At 60.4% G+C, this 26,003-nt stretch carries 26 protein-coding genes; 13 read left to right on the forward strand and 13 right to left on the reverse strand.

Going from position 1 to position 26,003, the window contains the following annotated elements; translation table 11 throughout:
• The first annotated feature begins 12 nt into the window (after window positions 1–12).
• Entirely contained in the window at window positions 13–1,662 is a 1,650-nt protein-coding gene (locus tag UP10_RS15295) for an acyl-CoA synthetase (RefSeq protein WP_044588137.1), read from the forward strand.
• 10 nt (window positions 1,663–1,672) lie between these two features.
• Here the strand turns inward: UP10_RS15295 and UP10_RS15300 are convergent, their stop codons facing one another.
• The 6 genes from UP10_RS15300 to metG all read right to left on the reverse strand — a co-directional run bounded on the left by UP10_RS15300 (window position 1,673) and on the right by metG (window position 7,251).
• On the reverse strand, window positions 1,673–2,113 hold the full coding sequence (locus UP10_RS15300) for a MarR family winged helix-turn-helix transcriptional regulator (RefSeq protein WP_050043691.1): 441 nt from the start codon (window positions 2,111–2,113) through the stop codon (window positions 1,673–1,675).
• A gap of 7 nt (window positions 2,114–2,120) precedes the next feature.
• The gene (locus UP10_RS15305) at window positions 2,121–2,879 is read right to left on the reverse strand and encodes a nitroreductase family protein (RefSeq protein ID WP_044588139.1); all 759 of its coding nucleotides are present in this window, start codon (window positions 2,877–2,879) and stop codon (window positions 2,121–2,123) included.
• 271 nt (window positions 2,880–3,150) lie between these two features.
• A complete protein-coding gene (gene lpxA, locus UP10_RS15310) occupies window positions 3,151–3,984 on the reverse strand; it encodes an acyl-ACP--UDP-N-acetylglucosamine O-acyltransferase (RefSeq protein WP_044588140.1) in 834 nt (277 codons plus the stop codon).
• A 128-nt stretch (window positions 3,985–4,112) separates the two neighbouring features.
• Window positions 4,113–4,919, reverse strand: a complete 807-nt coding sequence (locus UP10_RS15315; protein WP_044588141.1) for an MBL fold metallo-hydrolase — start codon at window positions 4,917–4,919, stop codon at window positions 4,113–4,115.
• Entirely contained in the window at window positions 4,916–5,707 is a 792-nt protein-coding gene (locus UP10_RS15320; protein WP_044588142.1) for a TatD family hydrolase, read from the reverse strand. Before UP10_RS15320 ends, UP10_RS15315 begins: the two co-directional genes overlap by 4 nt.
• A gap of 14 nt (window positions 5,708–5,721) precedes the next feature.
• Window positions 5,722–7,251 carry a methionine--tRNA ligase gene (gene metG, locus UP10_RS15325; RefSeq protein WP_245321747.1) on the reverse strand — a complete coding sequence of 510 codons (1,530 nt, stop codon included), beginning with the start codon at window positions 7,249–7,251 and terminating at the stop codon, window positions 5,722–5,724.
• A 1-nt stretch (window position 7,252) separates the two neighbouring features.
• Here metG and UP10_RS45820 point away from each other — a divergent pair, with 1 nt between their 5' ends.
• On the forward strand, window positions 7,253–7,765 hold the full coding sequence (locus UP10_RS45820) for a hypothetical protein (protein ID WP_245321748.1): 513 nt from the start codon (window positions 7,253–7,255) through the stop codon (window positions 7,763–7,765).
• Here UP10_RS45820 and UP10_RS15330 read toward each other — a convergent pair.
• The 3 genes from UP10_RS15330 to UP10_RS15340 are packed head-to-tail and all read right to left on the reverse strand — an operon-like array spanning window position 7,699 to window position 10,683.
• Window positions 7,699–8,739, reverse strand: coding sequence for a DNA polymerase III subunit delta' (locus tag UP10_RS15330; protein ID WP_044588143.1), 1,041 nt, complete (start codon window positions 8,737–8,739; stop codon window positions 7,699–7,701). The genes UP10_RS45820 and UP10_RS15330 overlap by 67 nt on opposite strands.
• Complete coding sequence (tmk, locus tag UP10_RS15335; RefSeq protein WP_044542121.1) at window positions 8,736–9,422, reverse strand: dTMP kinase; 687 nt, start codon at window positions 9,420–9,422, stop codon at window positions 8,736–8,738. Before tmk ends, UP10_RS15330 begins: the two co-directional genes overlap by 4 nt.
• A gap of 1 nt (window position 9,423) precedes the next feature.
• Complete coding sequence (locus UP10_RS15340; RefSeq protein ID WP_044588144.1) at window positions 9,424–10,683, reverse strand: D-alanyl-D-alanine carboxypeptidase family protein; 1,260 nt, start codon at window positions 10,681–10,683, stop codon at window positions 9,424–9,426.
• Between the two features lie 153 nt (window positions 10,684–10,836).
• Between UP10_RS15340 and UP10_RS15345 the strand changes: the two genes are divergently transcribed.
• Window positions 10,837–11,772: an alpha/beta fold hydrolase gene (locus UP10_RS15345; RefSeq protein WP_044588145.1), complete on the forward strand. Its 936-nt coding sequence runs from the start codon at window positions 10,837–10,839 to the stop codon at window positions 11,770–11,772.
• Window positions 11,773–11,790: 18 nt separating this feature from the next.
• Here UP10_RS15345 and UP10_RS15350 read toward each other — a convergent pair whose 3' ends face one another.
• Entirely contained in the window at window positions 11,791–12,723 is a 933-nt protein-coding gene (locus UP10_RS15350; RefSeq protein WP_044588146.1) for a septal ring lytic transglycosylase RlpA family protein, read from the reverse strand.
• 1,931 nt (window positions 12,724–14,654) lie between these two features.
• Between UP10_RS15350 and UP10_RS15355 the strand changes: the two genes are divergently transcribed.
• Window positions 14,655–14,918, forward strand: coding sequence for a hypothetical protein (locus UP10_RS15355; RefSeq protein ID WP_044588147.1), 264 nt, complete (start codon window positions 14,655–14,657; stop codon window positions 14,916–14,918).
• Between the two features lie 268 nt (window positions 14,919–15,186).
• Here the strand turns inward: UP10_RS15355 and UP10_RS15360 are convergent, their stop codons facing one another.
• On the reverse strand, window positions 15,187–15,708 hold the full coding sequence (locus tag UP10_RS15360; RefSeq protein WP_044588148.1) for a hypothetical protein: 522 nt from the start codon (window positions 15,706–15,708) through the stop codon (window positions 15,187–15,189).
• A gap of 1 nt (window position 15,709) precedes the next feature.
• Between UP10_RS15360 and UP10_RS44245 the strand changes: the two genes are divergently transcribed.
• From UP10_RS44245 to UP10_RS46655, 3 genes are all read left to right on the forward strand, one after another.
• Window positions 15,710–15,874 carry a hypothetical protein gene (locus UP10_RS44245; protein WP_156179978.1) on the forward strand — a complete coding sequence of 55 codons (165 nt, stop codon included), beginning with the start codon at window positions 15,710–15,712 and terminating at the stop codon, window positions 15,872–15,874.
• A 124-nt stretch (window positions 15,875–15,998) separates the two neighbouring features.
• Window positions 15,999–17,162 carry a tyrosine-type recombinase/integrase gene (locus UP10_RS15365; RefSeq protein WP_197086818.1) on the forward strand — a complete coding sequence of 388 codons (1,164 nt, stop codon included), beginning with the start codon at window positions 15,999–16,001 and terminating at the stop codon, window positions 17,160–17,162.
• 382 nt (window positions 17,163–17,544) lie between these two features.
• The gene (locus UP10_RS46655) at window positions 17,545–17,781 is read left to right on the forward strand and encodes a DUF6894 family protein (RefSeq protein WP_044588150.1); all 237 of its coding nucleotides are present in this window, start codon (window positions 17,545–17,547) and stop codon (window positions 17,779–17,781) included.
• A gap of 95 nt (window positions 17,782–17,876) precedes the next feature.
• On the opposite strand, the gene UP10_RS44250 is transcribed toward UP10_RS46655, so the two are convergent.
• Entirely contained in the window at window positions 17,877–18,047 is a 171-nt protein-coding gene (locus UP10_RS44250) for a hypothetical protein (protein ID WP_156179981.1), read from the reverse strand.
• 1,310 nt (window positions 18,048–19,357) lie between these two features.
• Window positions 19,358–19,612 (reverse strand): hypothetical protein, encoded by a 255-nt coding sequence (locus UP10_RS44255; protein WP_156179984.1) that lies wholly within the window; start codon window positions 19,610–19,612, stop codon window positions 19,358–19,360.
• A gap of 121 nt (window positions 19,613–19,733) precedes the next feature.
• Here UP10_RS44255 and UP10_RS44260 point away from each other — a divergent pair, with 121 nt between their 5' ends.
• From UP10_RS44260 to UP10_RS15400, 6 genes are all read left to right on the forward strand, one after another.
• Window positions 19,734–20,102, forward strand: coding sequence for a hypothetical protein (locus UP10_RS44260; protein WP_156179987.1), 369 nt, complete (start codon window positions 19,734–19,736; stop codon window positions 20,100–20,102).
• A 38-nt stretch (window positions 20,103–20,140) separates the two neighbouring features.
• Window positions 20,141–20,788 (forward strand): hypothetical protein, encoded by a 648-nt coding sequence (locus UP10_RS15385; RefSeq protein WP_156179991.1) that lies wholly within the window; start codon window positions 20,141–20,143, stop codon window positions 20,786–20,788.
• Entirely contained in the window at window positions 20,785–22,035 is a 1,251-nt protein-coding gene (locus UP10_RS15390; protein ID WP_050043692.1) for an AAA family ATPase, read from the forward strand. Before UP10_RS15385 ends, UP10_RS15390 begins: the two co-directional genes overlap by 4 nt.
• A 705-nt stretch (window positions 22,036–22,740) precedes the next feature.
• On the forward strand, window positions 22,741–23,118 hold the full coding sequence (locus UP10_RS43045; RefSeq protein ID WP_082077131.1) for a hypothetical protein: 378 nt from the start codon (window positions 22,741–22,743) through the stop codon (window positions 23,116–23,118).
• A gap of 333 nt (window positions 23,119–23,451) precedes the next feature.
• Window positions 23,452–24,093: a GNAT family N-acetyltransferase gene (locus tag UP10_RS15395; RefSeq protein WP_197086819.1), complete on the forward strand. Its 642-nt coding sequence runs from the start codon at window positions 23,452–23,454 to the stop codon at window positions 24,091–24,093.
• 535 nt (window positions 24,094–24,628) lie between these two features.
• The gene (locus tag UP10_RS15400) at window positions 24,629–25,999 is read left to right on the forward strand and encodes a hypothetical protein (protein WP_156179994.1); all 1,371 of its coding nucleotides are present in this window, start codon (window positions 24,629–24,631) and stop codon (window positions 25,997–25,999) included.
• Window positions 26,000–26,003: the final 4 nt, after the last annotated feature.

A 26,003-nucleotide genomic window follows, 5' to 3' on the forward strand; every position in this document is an offset into this window, starting at 1 on the left:
TCGGATAGAGCCATGAGTGCAGCTCAAAACCAGTACTCGATCGGGCTCGAGAAGACGCCCGCCAATTACGTGCCACTGACGCCACTCAGCTTCCTCGCGCGCTCGGCCGCGGTGTATCCGGACCACATCAGCGCGGTCTATGAAGGCCGCAGCTTCACCTGGAAGCAGACCTACGACCGCTGCAAGCGCTTTGCCTCCTATCTCGCCGGCCGCGGCATCGGCCATGGCGACACGGTGGCGGCGATGCTGCCGAACATCCCGGCTATGAACGAGCTGCATTTTGCGGTGCCGATGGCCGGGGCGGTGCTGAACGCGCTCAACATTCGTCTCGACGCGTCGTCGATCGCGTTCCAGCTCGACCATGGCGGCGCGAAGATCATCCTCGTCGACCCCGAATTTTCCGCCGTGATCGCCGAAGCTTTGCCCCTGATGAAAGGTACAAAGCCGTTCGTGATCGACGTCGACGACGCAGCGTTTGACGGCGGCACGCGGATCGGCGAGATCGAGTATGAGGCAGCGGTCGCGCAAGGCGATCCCGCCTTCGTGGAACGGCCGCCGGCCGACGAATGGGACGCGATCGCGCTGAGCTACACGTCCGGCACGACGGGCAATCCCAAGGGTGTGGTGACGCATCACCGCGGCGCCTATCTGAACGCCGTCAGCAACATCCTGGCCGGCAATCTCGGCCAGCATCCTGTCTACTTGTGGACCCTGCCTATGTTTCACTGCAACGGCTGGTGCTTCCCTTGGACCCTGGCCGCGACCGCGGGCATCAACGTCTGCCTGCGCAAGGTCGATCCGGCCAAGATCTTCGAATTGATCCCGCAGCACGGCGTCACTCACATGTGCGGCGCGCCGATCGTTTACAATACGCTGATCAATGCCCCGAGCGCTCCCGGCGCCGGAAAGGCAACGTCCGTGGTCGGGCTGATCGCGGGCGCGGCACCGCCGGTCGCGGTGCTCGAAGGCGCCGAGCGTATCGGCATCAAACTGACTCATGTCTACGGCCTGACCGAGGTCTATGGCCCCGCCTCCGTCTGCGCCGAGCAGCCCGGCTGGGACGAGTTATCGGCTGACCAGCGCGCGCAATTGAAACGGCGCCAGGGCGTCTCCTATCCGCTGCAGGAAGGCGTCACGGTGCTCGATCCCGAGACCATGCGCGTGGTGCCGCGCGATGGCGAGACGATCGGCGAGGTCATGTTCCGCGGCAATATCGTGATGAAGGGCTATCTCAAGAACGAGAAGGCAACGCAGGAAGCTTTCGCCGGCGGCTGGTTTCACACCGGCGATCTCGGCGTCCTCGATGCGCACGGCTACGTCATCATCAAGGACCGCTCCAAGGACATCATCATCTCCGGCGGCGAGAACGTCTCCTCCGTCGAGGTCGAGGATGTCCTCTACAGGCACCCGGCCGTGCTGTTCGCGGCTGTCGTCGCAAAGCCGGATGCAAAATGGGGTGAAGTGCCCTGCGCCTTCATCGAGCTGAAGGACGGCGCCAAGGCCACCGAAGCCGAGATCATCGCCTATTGCCGCGAGCACATGCCGGGCTTCAAGACGCCCAAGTCAGTGGTGTTCGGCGCGATCCCGAAGACGTCGACCGGCAAGATCCAGAAATTCCTGCTGCGCAACGAGGTCGGATCGGCGAAGGCGATCACGGCGTGAGAGAGGGCACTCAGCGCTCCGCAAGCTGGCTGAGCAGCTGATAGAGCAATTCCTTCTGGCCGGCCTTGAGCGGCGCCAACGTCTTGGCAGTGCATTCGATTTCGATCGGGATCAATTGCTCGACCAGCGCAACCCCGGTGGCCGTCAGGTCGATCAGGATCAGCCGCTTGTCCGTCGGATCACGCCGGGTCGCGACCAGGCGCCGCTTCTTCAGCCGCAGCACCACGTCGCGGATATTGGCGGGCTCCATCGCGACGAGCCGGCCAAGCAGGTTTTGCGAGAGCGGGCCCCGCTCATAAAGCCGGGCCAGCGTCGCATATTGCGGAGCCGTCAGGTCGTAGGAACCGATCTGTTCGACCAAATTGGACGACGCGCGCTGATAGGCGCGGCGCAGCAGGAAGCCGACCTGGTCCTCCAGCCTGTAGTCTGGCGCCAGACGTTTCGCCGGCACAGCTGATTTAGTCGACGTTCTCGGCATCGCGGTACATCACCTTGTGGCGCGTGGTCGAAACCCATTCGTCGATCTGGGCTTCGGTCATGAAGTGCGAAGCATCGAACCTGTTCCAGTTGCTTATGTCAGCTAGGCTCTTCTTCCAGCGCTTGTACGGCGCCTTCGCAGGCGGACCGAAACACATGATATCGAGCACCGATAGCTCCGCAGGTATGCCGAGCAGCGGCTTCATGGCCTGCTGCGCCTTCTCCTGCCCGATCGCGGTCACCCACCAGACATTATATCCGAGTGCCGCGGCTGCCAGATGCGCAGACATCGTGGCGGCTGCCACGCTCTGGAGTAGGATCCGCTCCGCGTTCTCCTTGTACATCTTGTCGAGTTCGGACCCGTCGTTGAGGACCGGAAACGCTTTCACCCAGCGGAAGTCGCTGGCGACGACGATGAAGCCCGGGGCTGACGCAAGTCCGCGATAGTCGGGCGTCGGAAACTTCATCTTGAGCCGGGCACGGATGACCTGCTCCTCACGGAAATACTCCGTGATCTTGTTCTTCAGATCCTGATCGGTGACGGCAATGAAGTGCCACGGCTGCGCGTTGGCGCCTGATGGTGCGTGCCGCGCCGCCTCCAGGATCAGGTCGTAATGCTCCGACGGCATCGCGTACCTGGAATCGAATGCCCGGGTGGTCAGACGGTTTTTCACGACGTCCATCAGCGCGTCGTATCGCGTCCGATCGGTGTAATCGCGCGCTGCTGCAGTTTCCGCCATCTGATCCTCCCTGATCTATTCGTTATGATCATAACGATATACCCTCTGCGCAAAAGGTCAATGCAAGACCGCGGGCGATCTTACGCAACCGCCCCCCGCCCGCCGGGCGGTCGGTCCATAGCGGTGGTGGTAGCAAGGCCCGATCCGCGAAATGGGGTGAATCCCCCCGCTCCTTTGTCGAAGTGAGGGAAGGCGCGGGCGACGGAGGCCGAGATATCCGGCGCGCTCCCGAAGACATCGACCGAAAGATTCAGAAATTCCCGCGGCGCTATTAGCCCAGTTCAGCGTAAGCGTTTCGGCGTGGCGCAATCAGATCGTCGTCATTCGCCGGTAGACACAGCGAGCGATGCCTTGCCGCGTCGATGAAGGCCAGAATTTCCGCAATCGCGGGATCCGCCTCCGTCAGTTGCCTTACCTCGTGCAGACGCGCGGCAAACACACCGGGGCCGCGAAATAATTTTTGGTAGAACGCTCTGACCACCGCGAGCCGAGCGTGGGTAAAATCACGGCGTCGCATGCCAACCAAATTGAGCCCGGCGAGACCCGCGTACTGGCCGCTTGCGAGGCCAAACGGGATGACGTCGCCACGCACGCAACTTGCAGCCCCGATCATCGCCTGCGCCCCGATTCGAACGAATTGATGGGCCGACGAGAGGCCTCCCATAAAAACAAAATCGCCGATTTCGCAGTGGCCGCCGAGCGTCGCTGATGTCGCGAAGATGACGTCGTTGCCTACGACGCAGTCATGACCGACATGGCTGCAATTCATGAAATAGCCGCGATCGCCGACTCGGGTAACGCCGCCGCCCGCGACGGTTCCGGCGTTCATGGTAACCTGCTCCCGGATTGTGCATTGCTGGCCGATCTGAAGTTTGGTCAGTTCGCCGCGATGGCTCAGGGCTTGCGGGGGCGTGCCCAGCGAGACGAACGGATAGATCGTGCAGCCGCCACCGATCGTGGTCTCCGCGGTGATGTGCACGTGCGCGATAAGCTTGCAGTTTGCGCCGATAATGACGCGGGAACCAATAACGCAATAAGGACCAATCGACGTGCCGGCGCCGATCACCGCCCCATCCTCAATCCGCGCAGTGGGATCGACGAGCATAGAGTTCCCTCAAAGTGGATTGTTCGCGACCCGCAGGAGAGGGCAAGCTCAAGCAGAGTGCAAGCTCAAATGCCGACCGCGGCTGTGTGACCTATTAGACCTATTGCGGCGCGACACAACGGGTTGCTTCAGTTCGCCCGCTCCAGCGTCAGGCGCATGCCGTCATAGGCCGGGATCACGCTGGCCGGCAGGCTTTGCCGCAACACCTCGTAATCGAGGTCGGAATGCAGGTTAGTGAGAACCGCCCGCTTCGGCTTGAAGCGATCGATCCATGACAGCGCGTCGCTGAGGCTGAAATGGCTGGGATGCGGGGCATAGCGCAATGCGTCGACAATCCAGAGATCGAGACCCTGCAGCGCCGGCCAGCTTTCCTCTGGAATGTCGTGGAGATCGGGTGTGTAGGCGGCGTCACCAATGCGGTAGCCGAGCGCGGGGATGTTGCCGTGCTTGACCAGGAAGGCGGTGAGTTCGAGCGGGCCCCCCTTCCCGTCGATCGTCCGGCTTTCACCGGCCTCGATCGAGTGCCGCGTCAGGATCGGCGGATAATCGCTGCCCTCGGGCGAGATGAAGCAGTAGGAAAACCGCGCCATGATGTCGTTGGCGGTCGCAATGTTGAAATAAACCGGGATGCGGCGGCGCTGGTGCAGCACGACCGAGCGCAGATCGTCGATGCCGTGGGTCTGGTCGGCATGCTCATGCGTCAAAAACACCGCGTCGATATGGTCGACATTGGCGTCGATCAACTGCTCGCGCAAATCGGGTGAGGTGTCGATCACGACCCGCGTGGTGCCCTGCGCAGTCGTGCGCTCGGCCAACATTGAACAGCGGCGGCGTCGGTTCTTCGGGTTGTTGGGATCGCAGGCGCCCCAGCCAAGCGCCGGGCGCGGCACGCCGGCAGAGGAACCGCAGCCCATAATGGTCAGTGTCAGCGTCATCGAGCTACCTTAGGTGCCGGCACCTTGGAGAACAGCCGGAAGAAGTTTTCGGTGGTCTGGCGCGAGATCTCGTCCAGCGAGACGCCGCGCGTTTCCGCCAGCACCTTGGCGACCTCGACGACATAGGACGGCTCGTTGCGCTTGCCGCGGAATTTGCCGGGCGCCAAATACGGCGCGTCGGTCTCGACCATGATGCGGTCGGCAGGTAGTTCCGCCGCCAGCGCGCGCAGCGTGTCCGACTTCTTGAAGGTCAGGATGCCCGTGAACGAGATCGACAGCCCGAGGGCGATCGCCTTCATCGCAAGCTCGCGCCCGCCGGTGTAGCAGTGCAGAACGGCCTTGAACGGGCCCTTCGCCACCTCGTCTTCCAGGATCCGGCCGCAATCCTCGTCAGCCTCGCGGGTGTGGATGACAAGCGGCAGGCCAGTCGCACGGGCCGCCGCGATATGGGCGCGAAAGCCGCGCTCCTGCGCCTCGGACGAGCCGTGTTCGTAGAAATAGTCGAGCCCCGCCTCGCCGAGCGCGACGACCTTCGAATGGTTCGCGAGTTCTATCAGCTCGCTTGCGGGAATGCCGTCCTCTTCATCGGCATGATGCGGATGCGTTCCGACGGAGCAGTAGACATTCGGAAAGCGCTCGGCGATCGCGAGCAGGCCGCCGAGCCGTTTCACCCGGGTTGAGATCGTGACAATGCGCCCGATCCCGGCCGCCTCGGCGCGCCCGACGATCCCGTCGAGATCGTCGGCGAAATCGGGAAAATCCAGATGGCAGTGACTGTCGACCAGCATGATGTCCGAACCGCCTACTCGGTCTTCGGTTCCACGTAGCGCGGGAACACGCCGACGGGTGCCGGCAAGACCGTGCCCGGCTTGATCCGTTCGCCAAGCGCCGCGAAGCTGCGCGAGTCCTCGGGGATACCGAGGCTGTCGAGCATCTTGGCGCAAGATGCCGGCATTACCGGCTGCGCCAGGATCGCGATCCGACGTACCACTTCAGCGGTGACATAGAGCACCGTCTTCTGTCTGGCAGCATCGGTCTTCGCCAGCGCCCACGGCGCCTCACCCGCGAAATAACGGTTGGCTTCGGCGACCACGGCCCAGACCGTGTTGAGCCATTGATGGATCTGCTGCGTGGCCATTGCAGACCGCGACGCCTCCAGCATGGCGTCAGCCTGCGCCAGGATCGCCTTGTCGCTTTCGCTGAACGCGCCGGGCTCCGGCAACACGCCGCCAAGCTGCTTGGCGATCATTGACAGCGAGCGCTGCGCCAGATTGCCGAAGTCGTTGGCAAGGTCGGCATTGATGCGCGCGACGATGGCTTCATGATTGTAGTTGCCGTCCTGGCCGAACGGCACCTCGCGCATGAAGAAGTAACGCACCTGGTCGACGCCGTATTGTTCGGCGAGATTGAAGGGGTCGACGACGTTGCCGACCGACTTCGACATCTTCTCGCCCCTGTTGAACAGAAAGCCATGCGCGTAGACCCGTTTCTGGACGGGAATGCCCGCCGATATCAGGAACGCCGGCCAGTACACGGCGTGGAAACGGATGATGTCCTTGCCGATGATATGAACGTCAGCCGGCCAGTAACGCCAATTCGCATCGGTTTCGTCGGGATAGCCGACGCCGGTGATGTAGTTGGTCAGTGCGTCGACCCAGACGTACATCACGTGCTCGGGATTATCGGGGACCTTGACGCCCCAATCGAAAGTGGTGCGCGAGATCGAGAGATCCTTCAGGCCTCCCCGCACAAAACTCATCACCTCGTTGCGGCGCGAATCCGGGCCAATGAAGTCGGGCTGGCTCTCGTAGAGATGCAGTAGCCTGTCCTGATAGGCCGACAACTTGAAGAAGTAGCTCTTCTCCTCGACCCACTCGACCGGTGTGCCCTGCGGGCCGCGGCGGACATTGTCCTCGCCGACGACGGTCTCGTCCTCGGCATAGTAGGCCTCGTCGCGCACCGAGTACCAGCCGGCATAGCTGTCGATATAGATATCGCCGTTGTCCTGCATCCGATTCCAGATCGCCTGGCTCGAACGATGATGCTGCTCTTCCGAGGTGCGAATGAAGCGATTGAACGAGACGTTCAGTCGCTCGTCCATTTCCTTGAAACGCGCCGCGTTGCGGGTGGCGAGCTCGAGCGGCGTCAGGCCTTCACCCTGCGCGGTCTGGATCATCTTCTGGCCGTGCTCGTCGGTGCCGGTCAGGAAGAACACATCCTTGCCGTCGAGCCGTTGAAAGCGCGCCAATGCGTCGGTCGCGATCGCCTCGTAGGCGTGGCCGATATGCGGCTGGCCGTTCGGATAGGCGATGGCGGTCGTGATGTAGAACACGTTGCCGCGATCCGCTGATCGCACCGTTTTGGGAGCGGGCGCGACGACGGGCTTGGGTTGCTTCAGAACCAAAGTCGCCTTCGGGGCCTTCTTGGCTGCTCGAGGTTTCGGCGCAGCAGGCTTCACGGGGGGGGGCGTAACGGCCTCTACGGCTTGCTTCTTCGGCGGAGCCGAAGCGGCTTTCTTCGGAGCTTTCTTGACTGCCTTTTTGGCGGTCTTCTTCGCAGCCGATTTCTTGACGGCCTTCTTTGTCGTCTTCTTTGCCTTCTTGACGATCCGCTTGCTTGTCTTGGCAGCGCGCTTTTTTGCAGTCGTCTTTCTGGTCGCGCGCGCCGGCGAAGCCTTCTTCGTCTTGGCCTTTTTCTTGGACGATTTTGTCTTGGCGGCCACCACGGATTCCTTTGCAGATCAGAACAAGATTGTCGGGATAGAGGTCAGACGAAGCGTCTATCGGGTTGCGTCCGCAAGCATGGAAAACACCGAGAAAACCAGCGGCTTGCGCTCCAGATTGTAGGCTTCGGTGTCGCGCGCGGCGCGGACGATCTTTTCCCATACCTCCGCCAGCCGTGCAAGGCGCGGCAGGTTGGCATTGGCGTCGCCGGTGCGCATCTTGTCGCTGATCCAGCGATCGATGCCGTCGACGAATGCGGCGAGCGCGACGCGGTCGCTGGTGCCGAGCGCTTCGCCAAGCGCATGCAACTCGCGCGGATCGACCATGGGAAGCGTTGCCAGCAGCGCGGCCGTGCGCTGCTGCAGCTTCAGTGCGTCGCCGCCGAGCAGCGACAGCGCCCGCCCGACGCTGCCCTCGGAGGCCGCAGCGGCTTCGATCAGCGCGGGATCGTCGGCTGCGATGTCAGTTGCGGTCGCGGCGCTACGTACGACGTCGCCGGTCTCCAGCGGCCGCAGCAGCAATTTCCGGCAACGGGACAGGATGGTCGGCAGCACCCGCGACGGCGCGTTGCTGACCAGCAGGAACAGCGATTGTTGCGGCGGCTCCTCGAGGATCTTCAATAGCGCGTTCGCGGCGTTGGGATTGAGTTCGTCGACAGTGTCGACGATGCAGATGCGCCAACCCTCGACTGCGGCGGTCGAGCCGAAGAAGGAAATCGTCTCGCGGGTTTCGTCAACCGTGATGACGGTCCGCATCACGCCGCGATCGTTGAGGCCGCGCTCCAGCACCAACAGTCCGCCATGCGCGCCGGCGGTGATCTGCCGCGCCACGTGGTCGGCCGGATCAACCCGCAATGTCGGCGCCTGCTGCACCTGGGACGCCTTCGGATTGCGGAACGCCAGCACGAACCGCGCCATGCGATAGGCCAGTGTCGCCTTGCCGATGCCCTGCGCGCCACCGATCAGCCAGGCGTGCGGAATTCGCCCGCTGCGATAGGCATCGAGCAAGGTGCTCTCCGCCTCGCGATGCCCGAACAAATCGGACGTCTCGCGCGGATGCCGGACTGCAATCTCCTGTTCGACCTTGCGTGCGCTCATGCGGAATTTGCCGCCGTTTTTAGCGTCATCACGTGCTCGCGCAGCGCGGTCCAGACCTGCGATGCGACCGTATCGGGGTCGGCCGTGGCATCGATCAGCACGCAGCGTTGCGGATCTTCGGCCGCGATCTGCCGGTAGGCCTCGCGCAGGTCCTGGTGAAACTTGACGTCTTCCGCTTCGAAGCGATCGGCGGCAGCGTTGCCCCGGCGCGCGGCGGCGCGTTGCAGCCCAATTTCGACCGGCACGTCGAGGATGATGGTCAGGTCGGGCTTGAGATCACCGATCGTGACGCGCTGCATGGCGTTGAGGAGGCCGGGCAGCACCTGCCCGAGGTGGCCCTGATAGGCGCGCGTGGAATCGAAGAAGCGGTCGCACAGCACCCAGATGCCCTGGTCGAGCGCGGGCAGGATCACGGTGCGGACGTGGTCGTCGCGCGCGGCGGCAAACAGCAGCGTCTCGGCGTCAGGCCCGAGCAGCTTGCCCATCCCCGACAGCACGAGGTGGCGGATGATCTCGGCGCCCGGCGAACCACCCGGCTCGCGGGTCACGATGGCGCGCAGCTTGGCTGTGTCGAGACGTTCGGCGAGCTTTCGGATCTGGGTCGATTTACCAGACCCTTCGCCGCCTTCGAAGGTAATGAAGCGACCGCGCAAGCTCGGCCGTTTGACTGCTGCTTCCGCCATGTCAGAGCTTCTCGGCGCCGGCGCGGAACATGCCGATGACGAGTTCCTGGACGCCGTCGAGCGCACGGCGCATCGTCGATCCGGTGCCGACGGCATCCGCTGCAAACACCGGTGTCTCCATCGCGACATTGGCGCCGCGCCAGACCCTGACCACGCCGATCTTCTGGCCGGCGGTGATCGGCGCCTTGACCGGGCCGCTATAGACCACGCGCGCCAGCAGCTTGTCGTTGCCGTTCTTGGACACCATCACCTTGATTGGATCGGGGCTGACGAGCTTGACCGAACGGCTCTCGCCCCCGAACACCCGGGCGTAGCCGACCGGCTGGTTGGCCGCGATCAGGATTCGCGTCTCAAAACTGCGGAAGCCCCACTCCAGCATCTTCTTGGCTTCGGTGGCGCGGTCTTCCGAATCCTCGAGGCCGTTGACGACGACGATCAGCCGCGTGTCGTTCTGCACGGCCGAGCCGACCATGCCGTAACCACCTTCCTTGGTGTAGCCGGTCTTCAATCCATCGGCGCCGGGCATCGCGTTCAGCAGCGGGTTGCGGTTTTGCTGGCGGATCTTGTTCCAGGTGAACTCCTTCTCGCCGAACAGTTTGTACATGTCCGGATAGGTCTGGATGACATAGCGCGCCAGCGTCGCCAGTTCCCGCACCGTCATCTTGTTGGTGGGGTCCGGTAGCCCGTTGGAATTGCCGAAGGTCGATTTGGTCATGCCGAGCTCGCGGGCGCGCTTGGTCATGAAATCGGAAGCGAAGGTGTGCTCATTGCCGGCGATCCCTTCGGCGAGCGCGATGCAGGCATCGTTGCCGCTCGGGATGATCGCGCCGTGCAGGAGGTCGTCGATCGAGACCTTGCTGTTGATGGCCGCGAACATCGTGGATGTGCCGGACGGCGCTCCGCCCCGCCGCCAAGCGTTCTCGCTGATCCGGTACTCGTCCGTGAGCTTGATGTCGCCTTTCTTGATGGCGTTGAATACCACCTCTGCGGTCATCAGCTTCATCATGCTGGACGGCGCGCGCAGTTCGTCGGCGTTCTTCTCGAACAGCACGCTGCCTGAGGAGGCCTCGACCAGGATCGCCGTCGGGGCATCGCCGTCGAAACCGCCCTCTTCCTTCTTGGCGCCCTGAACACTGTTGTTGGCGGCGTAGACGACCCCGCTGCAGCCGATGCCGAGCACCACGACGGCCGCGATCAGCCCGCGCCAGCAACGCCCGGCGCGAGCGGCGAACGTGCGGGAAACTGCGGTCTGGCTTGCCATCGGCGATGTCCTGAAAGGCTGCGTTCTAACAGGTGGAAGTATCGCAAACAACTGAGGTATTTGCGCTCATGCACGGACGGTTGGATTGCCGCCTGCGCCGAACGTCCATATCGTCGGAACGACAGCAAAACCGGCAAACAAGGCGGAACCGCGATGCCTTCCTCACGCACCATCTCCGCCAACGGCATCGACATGTTCGTCCGTGAGGCCGGGCAAGGCCGGCTCGTCGTGCTCTGTCATGGCTGGCCGGAACTGTCCTACTCCTGGCGGCACCAGATCGCCGCGTTGGCGGACGCCGGCTTTCGGGTCGTCGCCCCTGATATGCGCGGCTTCGGCCGGACCAGCGCACCGGCTGAGGTCGGCGCCTACACGATCTTCGATACCGTCGGCGACATGGTCGCGTTGGTCGCGGCGCTCGGCGAGACGCAGGCCGCGATTATCGGCCATGATTGGGGAGCGCCGGTGGCCTGGCATGCCGCGCTGTTCCGGCCGGATGTCTTCACCAAAGTCGCCGGCCTGAGCGTGCCGCCGCCATTCCGGGGACGCGGCCGCCCACTGCAGACCCTGCGCGAGAGCGGCATCTCCAATTTCTATTGGCAATATTTTCAGCCACCCGGCGTCGCGGAGGCCGAGTTCGAACGCGACATCGCCCACACCATGCGGCTGGTGCTCGCGCGCGGCATATCCGACCCCAGTTCGATGTTCGTCGATGAGGTCAAGGGCTTCCTCGGCAATCTGCCGGGCGGCCAACCGCTGCCGGCCTGGCTGAGCGATGCCGACATCGCCGAGTTCGCGGCGGGCTACGCCGTGTCCGGTTTCCGCGGCGGCCTGAACTGGTACCGCAACCTCGACCGCAACTGGGAGCTGACCGCGCCCTGGCAGGACGCCCAGATCCACCAGCCTTCGCTGTTCATGGCGGGATCGAACGATTCGGTGATCACCGGGCTGATCGGCGCCAAGCGCGTCGCAGACATGGAACGGGTGCTGCCGAACCTGAAACAGAAGCGGATCATCGACGGCGCCGGTCACTGGATCCAGCAGGAACGGCCGGACGAGGTCAACGCAGCGCTGATCGCGTTTCTCAAATAGTCAGGCGAAAGTCTTGATTCAGTAGAGACCGCGCCCGCTCAGGACCTCCGACGGGCCGCGCGCATCGATCGGCACATAGGCCGACGCCGGGCTCGGGCTCGCCGCATAGCGGTTGTCGTTCTCGTAGGACACTTCCCGCGGATTGTTCATGACGCGGCCACGCGAGCGGCTTGAGGCGGACATTTCGGACGTGGCGGTGGTCGAGGCGTAGTCGGCCGAGGTATTGCCGAGGCTATAAGGCCTGCCCTCGGGCACCGGAACGTCGCCGCGGATGCGGCCAGAGGATGAGGACACCTCCGGCACGAACGGCCGCGCCGAGGCGACCCGTACCATCGACGGCGATGGCGCCGGCGTGCCGGTGCGCAGGGTCGCGATCAGCTGGCGGTCGTCGGAGCCTTCGAGCGGCGCCCGGCCGACATATTCGACGCGGACGCGCACCACGCCATTGCCTTTGAATTCAAGCAGTTCGGCGGCCTTGTTCGAGACGTCTATGAGGCGATTGCCGTGATACGGGCCACGGTCATTGACCCGCACGACGAGCGACTTGCCGTTGCTGAGATTGGTGACCCGGGCGTAGCTCGGCATCGGCAGGGTCGGATGGGCCGCCGTGAGCGACCCCATATCGAACACCTCGCCATTGGCGGTCAGGCGGCCGTGGAAATCGTCGCCGTACCAGGACGCGATGCCTTCAGCGCGGTAGTTGACGTCCTCTTCAGGCACATAGGTGCGGCCGCCGACGACATAGGGCTTGCCGATCCGGTAGGTGCCGCCGCCCTTCGGCACGGGGTCGCCGAGCGCCACGACGCGCGGGCTCGAGGAGACGCCGTATTTAGGATCGACGCGGCTTGCGAACTGGTTCGACGAGGCGCAATTGGCAAGGAGGAGGCACGTGGCCACCGCAACGGCGCCACGCGCCGTCCGGACGATCGAATCTGGCCGTTTAGTCCCCATTGCCCCAAGTACCACTCTGCCGGACGCCCGCCTACTCCGAGGCAGATGCGTCCAATTCGCCACGATGCGGCCCACCTTCCGCACCACATAGTGAAGATATCGCAACCGGAACACGGCGGAAATGGGGTGAGCCGCCCCGTGGTGAATGGTTCGTTGCGCACCCCTCCGTTGATCTACGGACTTCTCATCGCGCAACGCCGCCGCCCGTGGTGTCGCCTGTCCCGCGATCAGACACACTGTTGCAACAAATCATCAGTCAGGAGTGATCTCGATTCCGACAATTGAATCTTTTTGACTGTGCAAGCCTGCAATCGTCTTCTCCCCGGCGTGGGGCGCAAAGGAACGTTTGCGATGATCGAGACGGTTACAGCGGTTATGGGCCTGGTGAGTGTAGCCATCTTTTTGGCTCATGCCGTGGAAGGCTATCGATACCGGGCCTGAAGGCCCATTGAGGCGGAAAGACGCGTCACCTCTTTCCAGGAGCGACTGTACTGAAAGCTTTAATCAATTCGGACGAGCATCGGATCAGGCAGGTGCATCATGCGCAGTCACGATTTAGTCTCCGACGGATTTCTGACCCTGACCGCAGCCAGCCTTGTGCTGCTGTGCTCGAGCTTGCTGGCCTTCGCGTTTAGCTGAGCATCCGAACGCTAGGCGCCTCGGCGCCAATCCGGGGCTGCAGCTTGCCCCTTTCGCGTTTCTTTCCCCTTTGCTATGCCGCTCGCATCCGAGAGATGGAAGGGTGGCCGAGTGGTTTAAGGCACCGGTCTTGAAATACGAACGGCGCCGTCTCATTGGGTACGGCGCCGTCTGCTTTTGTAGCGATTTCAAACGTGTTCGGCACCTCACCATTCCAGCGCTGTCCGGCTTGTTAAGGCCTGTTATCGCTGGTTCGGGTCCAAGGTTGGGTCCAAATTCGATCGCGTCGGCCGCTACACGGTAGCGCTCAGCCATGACCAGCAGCGCGTGCCGCGTTTCCAGCAGCACCGCCCGCTCCGCGTCCTCTCGGCAAACCCGCTCCAGGCGTCGATAGTCGGCAAGCTCTCCCATGGGGCGGATCAGACTCCCGCCGGGATTCGCGGTCAAACGGCAGTTCAAGTGTTCGTGCTGGTGCACGGGGATGCTTCCCGGCCGTGCCGTGCACGCAACGCTCGGTTGCCAATCGATCTTGTAGCACCGCTTCATTCTTTCAAAAGAAAATCCGTTCGCTCATGCTCAAACTTCCCCGGGGGTACGGGCTTTCTTCTCGTAATCGTTTGATTTCCCGGAGGAAGGGTCAGTTTTTAATGGGGTAGTGTTATGCAACGTTGTCACCGATGCGAGGATGAGATCGCGGCAGAGAGAGCCAGCCTCAGAGCACGAATTGATAAGCTGGCCGCACTAATTGCGAAGTTAAAGGAGAGCGAAGCGTTCGCTCGGAATAATCGGCGACAGCTCGGGCCTGGTGCAGTTGTTTTGCCTTTCAAGCGCCGCCGAGGAGGCTGAGGCGCCTCACCGCCGCCGGAAGGGGCTGGCCATGACTCTGGCGAGGCCGCTGATGCGGGTCCAGTTTCCCCGCTGCTTGGGCCGGTCGATCGATGCCAGCGCACTGGGCGGCCGTCATTGCTACTCAGAGAAAAAGCCGGCGGGCGTTACACCGTCGGCTTCTCCTTGCGACTGCCGGCTCGATGTCCGGTGCCATCGCGATGTCGCTAAATCTGCATCCAGCCGATTAACGAGAGATTAATCACGTCGGAGAGGTCTCGCCGGTAGCCGTCAGCAGAATACGCGTCCCGCTCGACGTCGCTGTGATCCGCATCACTAAACAAAGAGCGGTTTCGATGACCGTGTTCTTACGGCCCCGCAATTGGCAAGCCGCTTGCGATGGATGCTTCAACTGTTCGGCTACCAAGGATCTGGATGTGCCGAACTCAGACATTCGGAGCACGCTCATGAATATGCAACCTCAGTCTGGGACACCGCGCGAGGTCATCGTAATTGGTAAGATACTGGTTGACCTTATTCGCACCCTGGAACTGATCGAGTCCGACATCGCCGCCGAAGAAAAGCGCGCTGGGATTTCCGACCGATCCGTCGTCAAGTATCCGATGTTGGCGAGGACACTGATCGAGCGGCGGGACAATATCAAGATGACCATCGCCGCCCTTGAAGAGCGTGAGCGAGCGAAGCACGAACAAGCAGCAACTGCGGCCTAGCGGCACGAAAAGCCCGGCAGAAAGGACCTGCCGGGCCATTCGCAAAGTAAGAATACGTAAAAGCAATGCTGCGATTAAAAGCTCACCCGCGTTACAAAGCGATGAAATTCGCGCCAGTATGATTGCGGAGACCCCACCGGTGAGCATCAGTGTTCACCGGTGGGAACACAGGCTGTAGCCTCCCCGCCCTTCCGTTACCGCCTCAGCCGGCGGGCATGTGCCGCCAGCCGCTGCCGGTTGCGCTTCCGGTGTGTTCGTCGACGGTGCTTCATTGATCGCACTCCGGGTATTTCTTGGAAATGGGTCCCGCGCCTTCGAGCAGCCATGCGAGGCTCACACTGTGCTTAACGGCAAACTCACCGATCTCCTGATGCTTGAGCCTCAAGACGGATTTGATCTCGTCATCCGGAAGATTGCGCGATGCGGCTAATTCCCTGATGCGCTGCCTCACCACCTCCTTGAACTCGCGCGAACGCGCCATTGCTTCGCTGTTTGACCGACGCGTCGGGTGAGCCTTAAGGAATGCGTCGTCTTCGTCGATTACCCGTTGGACACGCTCCTTACTGACGGGCAGATAAGGAAAACCGCGGCTCGAAAGTTGCTGCCGCTTCCATGTGACCGCGCGGGTATCTGGCGCCGGGGTAAGCAGCAATTTTGCAACAGCCTCGCGCCATTTGTCGACTAGCCCAAACCGGTTTTCATTCTCGGCCGGCGGGAACGAGGCGCTGTCGGCGATTCCGTATCGCTGGGCAATCTCGAGCCGGTGAGCAGTCGCCCGCTTGCAACCCATGGTGAGTGATGCCGATGCACTCGGCATCGCGCTGGCTGACGACGTGCTCGTGATGCCCGATCGCAAACGGCGGGACCGCATGCGGGAAGAGCGCAAGAACACTTTGCAGGAGATTTTGAGGGACCGCGCGGACCGCGCAAACAGACAGGGGGAAGGCAATGACTAAGCGATCACACGGCGAAGGCGGCATCGATGAACGCGGCGAGAATGTTTTCCGGCTGCGCTGGCGTGCCAACGGCCGGCGCTGCGCCAAGACGTTTCGCGGCACAAAAGCGGAAGCGCGGAAGGAATTGCGCTCGCTTGTCGGTGCTGTCGACACGGGCGGCCACGTCGACCCCAGCAAGCTCACGGTTTCAGTCTGGATCGACCAATGGATCGAGGCCGGCGCACCTGGCCGGCGCAAAAAAAAGGTCGGGCAGCGCACCTTGGAGCGCTACACCGAACTTCTGAACACCCACGTCAAGCCGGCGATCGGTGAGCGACCGCTTCAGCAGTTGCGGGCTCCCGAAATTGACAAACTTTATGCTGGCCTGGAAGGCAAGATTGCACCGCGCACCGCGCATCATGTGCATGTCGTGCTCGGCGCCGCGCTCGCGACCGCACACCGCAAGCAAATGATCGCCGCAAACCCGATGGCTCACGTTGAGCAGGTCCCCAATCCCGACCGACAGGTTTCCGAGGAAGCCGGCGACGACGATCTCGGCGAAGGTCTCGACGAAAAGGAACTGGCTGCCCTGGTCGCCGGCTTCAGGCCATCGGCCAGCATGTTTGCTCCGGTTGCGGTCGACGCGGCGACCGGCTTGCGGCGCAATGAACTGCTGGCGCTGCGCTGGTCTGATCTCAACGAGGAAACGAAAAAGGTGCGCATCGAGCGCGCCCTCGAGCAAACCAAGAAATTCGGTATCCGCGTGAAGCCGCCCAAAACAAAGCGCGGGTTTCGCACGATCGACCTGGATGACGGGACGATCGGGATACTCCTCGCCGAGCGGTCGAGATATCAGCGTTTGATGGCTGGGATCCCCGATGGGGTCGACGTCGACCTTAGCTTGGTCCGGCTGCCCGCCGGCGCGCTGATATTCCCCGCCCTGCCCGAGCCCGGCGCGCCGATTGATCTCAGCACGCCGCGCAACCCGCGGAACTTCTCAAAGGAATTCGCCCGGCGTGCCGAGGTGATCGGGTTTGGCCGGGTCCGGTTTCACGACCTGCGCGGCGTCCATGCGACCGCCCTGCTCGACGCTGGCATTCCCGTCCACCGGGTGGCCGAGCGGATCGGCGACGACCCCGCGGTCGTGTTGCGCAATTACGCGAAGCGCAAGCGCGCGAAGCAGGCGGACGAGTCCTTGTCGAATCCCTGGCCGCGATTGCCGGTGGTTTTCTCGGCTCCTGACCCCTTTGGGTCCATATCGGGTCCAAGTTCGCATTGCGTTCGATCCCGCCCTCGGCTAAGTGCCTGACTTTCCAGAGCTGGAAGGGTGGCCGAGTGGTTTAAGGCACCGGTCTTGAAATTCCATTTCGAAGAGTAACGCTTTTGTTCTGAAATACAGGAAACCCCTACCCTGTAAGGGTTTTTGGCACTTTTTTCCAATCAGATTAGACGCCGTAAACGCCAATAAAGCGCACTAATGCGGTTCGAGTGGCTACGATAATGGCTACGGCGTTCGTTCACGCCGTATCGTTGGCCCATGCGTTGCCGTAGGTTCGTTTCGTTCCTGTTTCTGTGTCCGTTCGCATTCAGCTAATGGTACTGGCCTGTTTCGACCCTCAGTGGCCTAATGGACCATAAAGCGGCAAGAAGCCGGGGTAGGAACAGTCTCCTCCAGAGCGCGTTCAAAGCTCATGACGCGGTATTTTTTCGACATTCGCGAAGGCGAGAGCGTCGCCCCAGATGAAGAGGGCCTAGAGTTCCCGCATGTCGAGGCGGCCCAAGAGGAAGCCGCCCGCGCCCTTGCCGATTTGGTTCGCGACAAGATCAGGGGTCACCCCAATAATTACATGGCGATAGAGGTCCGGGACAATGACGGGCCCGTTGTAGAAGCCAAGTTCGTATGGGAACTGAGACCTATAAGGAAGTAAGGCCGCCTCAGTTGGCGGCCTCTTTCACGGCCTGGCAGTTTCAATTTGCTCTTGCTATTTGAATGGCTAACGTCCCCGGGATCGCAGACACCCGACTAAGATGCCGAAATCAAAAGGCGGTCGAGGTGGCGCACGCACTGCTCAATTTCCTCGGTGAAGAGGAGGCATGCGGATCGCCTGACGGGATCGTCTATCCGCTCCACCAATTGGCGCATGTTGGAAATTTGCGCCTGTTGATCCACCAGCACGGCTATCTCATCGACCATGAGGCACGATACCCTTAGTTGAGACGTTGAGACCCGTAAAGAGGCCGCCGCCTCAGTTGGCGGCCTGTTCATTTCGAGAACCTCTAGGTCATAGCCCGAAGGAACGGTCCCGGCTGGGGCTTGGGGGGCATATAGGCCGGGACCGTCCGGGTCAAAGGTGCCCGCTGTCGGGCACCCAACATTCCTACGGTGCCGGTTCCACGGAAGTTCCAGAGCAAGCCCTAATTTCCTTCCGAAGTCCCTGAACCTTAGCACCATCCATGCAGACTCACGTATGTCCGAGATTTTGTCCGTTCCCTCTCGGGGCTGGATTGGCGCCGCTTAGCGATAGTTTTCAACGCTGGGCGGCGTTGTTATTTCACCGCTTAAAGAAGCGGCCCCAGCATCGGGGGCTGGCGCAATTGCTGGGGCCGTCCTTCACACGGACGATACAGGCGTGTCCCCACCTGTCCCGCCACGGGTCAGGTTAAACCCAAATACGACCCGGTGCCTGTCTGGCCCCGACATTGGGAGTGAACTCATTCCCCGCCGCGAGTGTCCGAACCAGGACAGCACCCGCACCACCAACCTGAAAAGCATCAGCGATACAAATCGGCTTGTAGTGTTCAAAAAAGTGCCGGTCGATTTCTCGGCCTGGCTCGAAACCCTCTTGCACGTGCGGCCGGGAGTGGAAACTTGAACTTTCACCTCGTCTGACCGTTGGTGCGGCAGGAGACTCCGCATGCATCGAGTGATGACCATCATCGAAGTCTGGCTTGTGCTAAATTTCGCGGTCCCGGCTTTTATTATCTACCAACGGTCCCCCAACTTTAGACTTCAGCTGTTTCGGTGGACGTTCGGCGGCCTGACGCACCCACGAGACCGCCAACTGGCGCATGTTTTGGTACATGCTGCCCGTGAACGCCGCTGATTGCGGGCCGATCATCTTCTGAACTGACCCGGCCCCGACAATCATCGACTAATCTTTTCGTTGCCAAGGGCGATTGCCGTCGGCGTCCCGATCCCACGGACGCGCCCCTGGTGCAGCTTTTTCCTCGGCTGCCATCCTCGCGCGATCGGCGTGGATTTGCTCGCGATGGGTCAGCGGCAACTTTGGCGGAGGGCTAGTTTGCGGCGGAGTGCTAGTTTGCGCCTGAGCAGGGTACGTCGCGAGCAGCATGACCATGATCAGTCTTTTCATGCCAGCCCCATTAGCACGCGGGCAAGGCGAAGTGCGATTTTGTTGCGACGCTTCTGATTGTCAATCACCCGCCCGGCAGAGCGCTCGTCCACGGAGGCTTGCTTGAGGCGCACGCAGCCAACGGCCCGCTTCATTTTGCGCGAGGCAATCGGTAGCGAACGATCATGCCCGCTGCATTGTTCCGAACTGCCATTAAAGTGTCGCCGGGCTTCATTTCCGCCAGCATGGCTTCGCAACAAAGTGGCATTCCGTGCACGGAGCCGGGACGCCCGCCAAGTTCACGAAGCAACTGCCCGGAGTCAATTGTAACGTCGATCCGGCCAACCTTTGTCGCTCGGCTCATTTGAGCAAGTAAGCCTTGCCGAAAGTAATCGACCGATACCATCGAAGGTCCCCACGCGGCCTCACATAACACAACTCCGCTCGGCGCTGGGTTAAACTTCCTTACAAGTTTACAGACGCTGGCACCGCACCGCTCACGGCGGTTATTTGACGTGAGCAACACAATGCCAGCAATTTCGCTGGCGATTTCAAAAAGTAGAAATATGATCGATAACAACAAGCTCAATTGCATCGACAGCCTTAGCTGTAGCCTAACCCGCACAGCCAATTGGCGGCGGGGATTGGACGCACGCTACAACGATCCAAGAAACGGAAAAGCATTCGGCTTGCTTGTTCGGCTGGCCGGTGAGACAGGCAACCTTACCGACCATGCTTGGTCAGAGCTTCGACCGTTCTACAATTGGTCTTCACCGACGTGGAGCGAAGCCGTATCAGCAGCGGCGAGAAAAGTAGGTTTCCACAACGTCGATACTTTCCCTGCATTTACAGAAACTCTAGTCGGCATTTTGTCCGAACAGAACCCAGCCACCTAACTTAAATGCTTGAGGAGAGTATTAGTGAAAGACGTTTTATGGACTCGATTTCTAATTTTGATGACTCCTTGCCCTTGCCCGATGAAGTCGCGCAAGAATTCTTCGACAAGGCCGGTGATAATTTGACTGCTGTCGCGTGGCTTGCCGAACACGGGGTTGAAACCGCCCCCGAACACATTGCCCTCATTCAGTACGGCATGATCTGGAATCCAGAAACTGGCAGATACCGATTTTTGATCTACGCGCCCGATCACGTCGGGCCGAAACACCCGCCAGAGCTAGCAATTCCGATCACTGAAGACGGCCAGCTTATTGATTTGCTCGTTATCAGCGACGAAATGTCCTTCGATCGCATCACCTGCCGTGCGCCGTGGCTGGGCCGTGAATATCTCACACTGCCGGTGGTACGGCTGCACGCTCACCCGATGGATTGGCTTGAGTCGGGCTGCACAGGTGTTTGTCATATCGAACCGATCAGTCGTAAGGCTCTCAAGGACCTGTCGCAGGCCACGACAATCGAGTGCAACGACATTCACACCGCACTTGAAGCGTGGGATTGGGGCTTTTCGGACGATGACGGCAAGCTAGCACGGTTTGTTATCGATGACTCGCCATTCTCGATTCGCTCATACTTCGAAGACGAAGTTAGGTGGCGTACCGCGTATCTGGCGCGGGCTTTGTCATGAAGTACAGCCTAAAGGACGTTTTTCAAGAAGGAACGTACTTCGTTGAAAAAACGGTCGCCAGCGTTGTTGCCGAAGCCGAAAGGATCAAGGCTGCGAACGGTAACAAGCCGAAGTCCCTGCAGTCGCCCGACCAGATAAAGGCCGATCTTAAAGAGCGTTTTCAGTTCACTTGGTTTGACGACGTTAATGCATCGGTGATCAAGGACGAACTTATCAAGGGTTTCTTGGGCGCTGGCGAGTTCTCGTTGTTTGTCGCAAAGCCTGGTAGCGGAAAAAGCGCCTTGATGGTCGATATCGGGTGTCACATCGCGGCCGGTATCGAGTGGCACGGCCGCAAGGTCAAGCAAGGCATGGTCGTTTTCTTCGCGGCGGAAAGAAAGCCTCTGACCGAGCGACGTGTTGCAGCTTGGCGAAAGAAGCATAACCTCTCCGGCATTCCGTTCGTTGTTGCCGGTGGCAAGCTCGACCTAACTGGCGGCATCGACGCCAAGATACTGGCCGCAGCTATCGCGGGACTTGAGGGGAAGAGCGGCCAAAAATGCGCTTTGGTCGTCTTAGATACGGTAACGAGGACCTTTGGACTCGGCGATCAAAACCAGTCCAAGGACATGCAACGGTACATCGCCTCAGTCGACGAACTGCACCGGGCCACCGGGGCGCATGTCGCCGCTATCCACCACTCCGGCTGGGAAGGCGATCGGGGCAAAGGCGCAATCGACCTTGATGGCGCAATTGACGTGTCTTTTGTGGTCGACGTGAAGGGCACCGGCCACGCCAAGGTGTTCACACTGACTTGCACGGGAGCGAACGACGGTGACGGCGAAGGCGTGGTCACGGGGTTCCGGCTGGACTCGGTTGAACTTGGCACCGACGCGGATGGCACCGTGACGACCGCTCCGGTGGTCATGCAGGTCGATGCCGTACCGTGCAAGACGGATGGCTCGAATCTCACAGGCAACGCTGCCAAGGCTTTCAAGAGCTTTGAGCTTGCCTTGGCTGAACACGGTCAACTTAGCTCGGAGGGCGCTCACGGCTTTCCGGATGGCTTGACGGTGGTTTCCCGCGACAGGTGGCAGGATCAATTCTACTCTGACGCCAGAGCCAAGGAAGAGAAGGTAACCGAAGACACGCTTAGCAAGCGGTTTAGGCGGGCTATCGTGGATTTGGTGAAAAGCCAGCAAATCGGAACATTAGGCCAATGGTTCTGGCTGGACACCCGGACAACCCCGGACATGTCCGGACAATAAGTTTTTTGTCCGGACCATCGTAGCCGGACGGACAGGACAAGGGTTTACCCTTGTCCGGCTGTCCGGTGGTTTGATTTGAATTAATATAGCTTGCGCGTGCCTTCAATAAGCCTCACCGACGGCGCGGCTCGCTCCGCTACCCTTGTTGTCCCGAGTCGCGCCTATCAGGGTTCGGCCCCATTATCATCGGGTCAGAGCGCATCTGTTGATGCGTATTTCGCTGGAAGCGCCAAGCTGTCTCTCGCTTTTCGAGGTCATGCCACCTATCGGCTTGGCCGAGCCACTTCCAACTACGTTCAGGGTCAGCCTTCGCGCGCTGGCGACACATCAATTCCATGGCGCGGCAGTTTGAAACTTCGTTCATGGATTTCCTCGCTGATTTTGCTTCTTGGAAATGTTTCGCAAGCAGCAAGCGCCTTGCCGGACGGAATGAAAAGACAGAGCTATTGACGTTCCAGTGCGACGTTGCGCGGTAAAGCGAGCAACGCGCCGGCCTGTCGATTGGTTTTGTCCGAGAGCTAACCATGCGGCCCGCGATCGGTGAGCCGCTTGCTTGCGTCTCGATGGAGCGCAGCTAATAGGATGGCCGGTGGTACCCCATAGGGGGAGTCATTTCTTCCAGAATCGACGGCCCCGCCGACCGACCGGTCCGTTCGCTCGCATTTCCGCAGTGCGGATTTTTTCATAACCTAAAGGACAAATTACATGACTAGACGAACCCCACTCGCAAAAGCCATTGCCACCGGGCGCGTGCTTCACGACCCCAAGCGATTTGCAAACCGCAAAGAACCTGAATCAACCGGACCACTAGGCCCGCCTCCGGCTTGGCTAAAAGAACCCGCAGCCGACGCTTGGGAGTCCTTCGCTGATGAATTGCCTTGGCTAAATCGTTCGCATCGATGCATCGTCGGGATCGCATCCACCGCACGAGCCGAACTCGCGGCTGGCTGCGCCGACACCCGAATGCTGAACCTGTTACGCCAATGCCTGGGCCAGCTTGGCGCGACACCCGCCGACTCCTCCAAGGTCACGCTGCCGGGTGAAGAAAGCCCGGAGGACCCTTCCGACAAGTATTTCGCCTAGCGCGATCGGGTTGGCCCTACCGACTCCTCGGCGGTCCTGAAGTGCCAGCCCGGCTATATGGCCGGGTTCGCCGCCCGGTGGAAGCCGGGCCGTCGCTGCCACCGTCAATCTGCGATTTGAAATGCGACAAGGCGGATTGTCCGCTTTCCGGGGTAGACCGGAAGTCATAGGCGGGCGAACAATATGACGCGATTGACCCGAATCGGACATCGGTCCGGCATAGGCGCATCCGAATTCGTCTACCCGCACTTGCTCCCGGCAAACGAAACCCATAGCATTCGTACTAATATTTCTCGCAACTTAATTTGTGCCGGTTTCCGCAGTGAGATAACCATGACCGACGTAAAGCAAGAGCGTTTGCAATCGGCTTCCAATCCTCGTCGCGCCACACTTGACGACGTCATTCCGCTTTCCCGACTGTTTGCTTCAGCATTCATGGACGATCCAGTCTTCGACTACATGGTTCGTTCAGGAGAAAAGCGCAGGGCGGCTCTAGAGACGTTTTTTAAAGCAATGTTTACGGCTCGCGACATTCCTCAAAACGAGGTGTGGATGAGCAACGACGGCAACGCCTGCGTAAGCTGGCTCCCCTCCGGAGCGCGCAGGGGGGCCAGCGGGCTTCGAATTCTTAAATGGCTTCCTTGGGCTTATCGAGTTTTCGGATTTGAAAAATTTGGTCGCGCAATGGCGATCCAAGAGGCGATGGAGAGGAACCACCCGAAAGAACCGCACTCCTATCTGGCTTTCATCGCAGTTTCATCGGAGTTTCAGGGTGCCGGTCTCGGATCACGCATTCTCAAGGCAACGCTTGAGAAGATCGATGCTGCCGGAATGTCTGCGTACGTTGAAAACAGCAGAGAGAGAAACACGCTTTTCTATCAACGCGCCGGGTTTGTCGCGCAAAGTAACATCTCACCGGAAGGCGCGCCGCCGCTTTTGGCGATGTGGCGCAAACCTCATATCTCCGTCGGTTAGTCCCAAGTCCGAAATTGGCCCTTTTCAGACCCTGCACAGTGTCGGCGACAAGTCCGCTGTGCGTCCCCAAGCGGACCATTCGAGCAACGCACGCCGTGAGTACGCGGCCAGCGCAAAGGCAACCAAAGCCGGGTTGGCCCGCTACGACCGCGCGGCGCAAGTCCGCCTGTGGCGTGCCAAGTAAATTTGTAAAACCACCTATCTCTTAATACCGTGGCCAGCTACAACACGAACACTGAGCACCCACCAAAAACAATTTCCTGACGCCCCGCGCGCGAGAGCGGCGCAGATTAAAAGTGTCCGCACCTATCAATTTGTAGGCGAATTCGTTACAACCGGTCTCGTTATAAAGAAATAGTGGACACAGGTAGAATCTTGCGTCGGAATTCATTACACCACTAAAGTTGATTTTTTTGATTTGGCCGCACTTTTCGCGGCACCCGACACCACCAAAAGTTATCCGGCCGGCCAGCGCTCACAGCGAGCGCTTAGCCCATCATTACAAGGAGACCTTGCGCGCGCGTTGGCGGGCGGCATGACGACCCGCGACCGTAATAGCGGCGCTGGTGAATCTATTTCAAATGGGGAATTCATGATTAGCACTGACGGCGGCATTATCGCGCGACTTGTTCCATTGGATGTAACGGTTTTAAATTGCTTCGATTCGATTGACGATGAAGATACTGTCGACGGCTCGCGCGATGAAAAGCCGAAGAAGCCCGAAACTGTCTTCGACGACACCGGCTTTGGTTCAGATACGTTCGAAGAACCGAAAGCGACAAAAGCGAAAAAGGCGATAAAGAAACCTTCCGAAAAGAAGAGCGACGCGCCACGAACGTTAGCCGAATACACGCCCTGTCAGCGTCGTATCGAGTTGTTGACACGTCCTTACGAGCCATCCGATTTCGATAAGGACCCTCGCCCACAATGGGCACCGCCGCAAGCTGCAAACGACAACCAAACGAGAAAGCACAACTTTCCAGCATTGAACGAAGCCAGAAACAACACGCTTATGGCCGGACGCGGCTTGGCACACACGAAGATTCAGAACGAATGGGCTTTCGATATTCTCGTTGAGACCAGCGAGCTTTTGGACGCCGCTGCGCCGCGTTCAGCCTGGCTACAACATAGCGGGCATGGCGCTGCGGATGAACAAGAAGCCGATGACTCCGCCAACTCAGGTTTCGGAATGGATGTTGTTCACGACTACGGGCCGTCAGAGGAGAAGATTAAGAAGCTATGGGAACGTGGCAGCACAAAAACGCCATCCAAAGACGGAGAGCCGTGGAATCTTGGAACAGTTGGGGATCTGAAGGAAGTCCTGTCTGAACCATCCAACACCATGGTTAAAGCGCTAAGCAGCGTGGGTGCGTTGGAAAGCAATCATCGTAATCACATCACTCATCTTCGAGACAAGAATGGCAAACCGCTGAAAATACACACACGAACTCGCCACGCAAAAGGAACGCGTCCCGCTTCGCAACTCGTTCCCGATCCGAAGACGTTGTGCGATTATCGTGACGCGGCCTTGCCCCGAAATAAGAGAGGCGAACTAAATGTTGGATTCTTCGGAGGAAAGATTGTTTCGTCGAACTCTATCCGACCTAATAGCATCCACTTTGCACCCGAGTCCGGCCCGACGCATTCTTCCAGTGATCCCTGGGCGGCTGACATAGCGGTTGAGAGAGCCCGTGACGACGCTACGACAAAACTGGCCGAATGCCGTTTGCTAGTCGGTGACAGGCCTTATGACGCGCTGACCCAGGCGGCTTCTGGCTTTCGCATTGGCGAGCTTTGCGGGGGCCGACTCGGCAACACTACGGATTCCGCGAGGGGCCGAAACCTATTGCAGATCGCGATCGAGCGGATAATCGAGGCGCGAACGGCGATCAAAACGGCCGCCTAAACAA

Source organism: Bradyrhizobium sp. LTSPM299, assembly GCF_000938235.1.
Classification (GTDB): Bacteria; Pseudomonadota; Alphaproteobacteria; order Rhizobiales; family Xanthobacteraceae; genus Bradyrhizobium.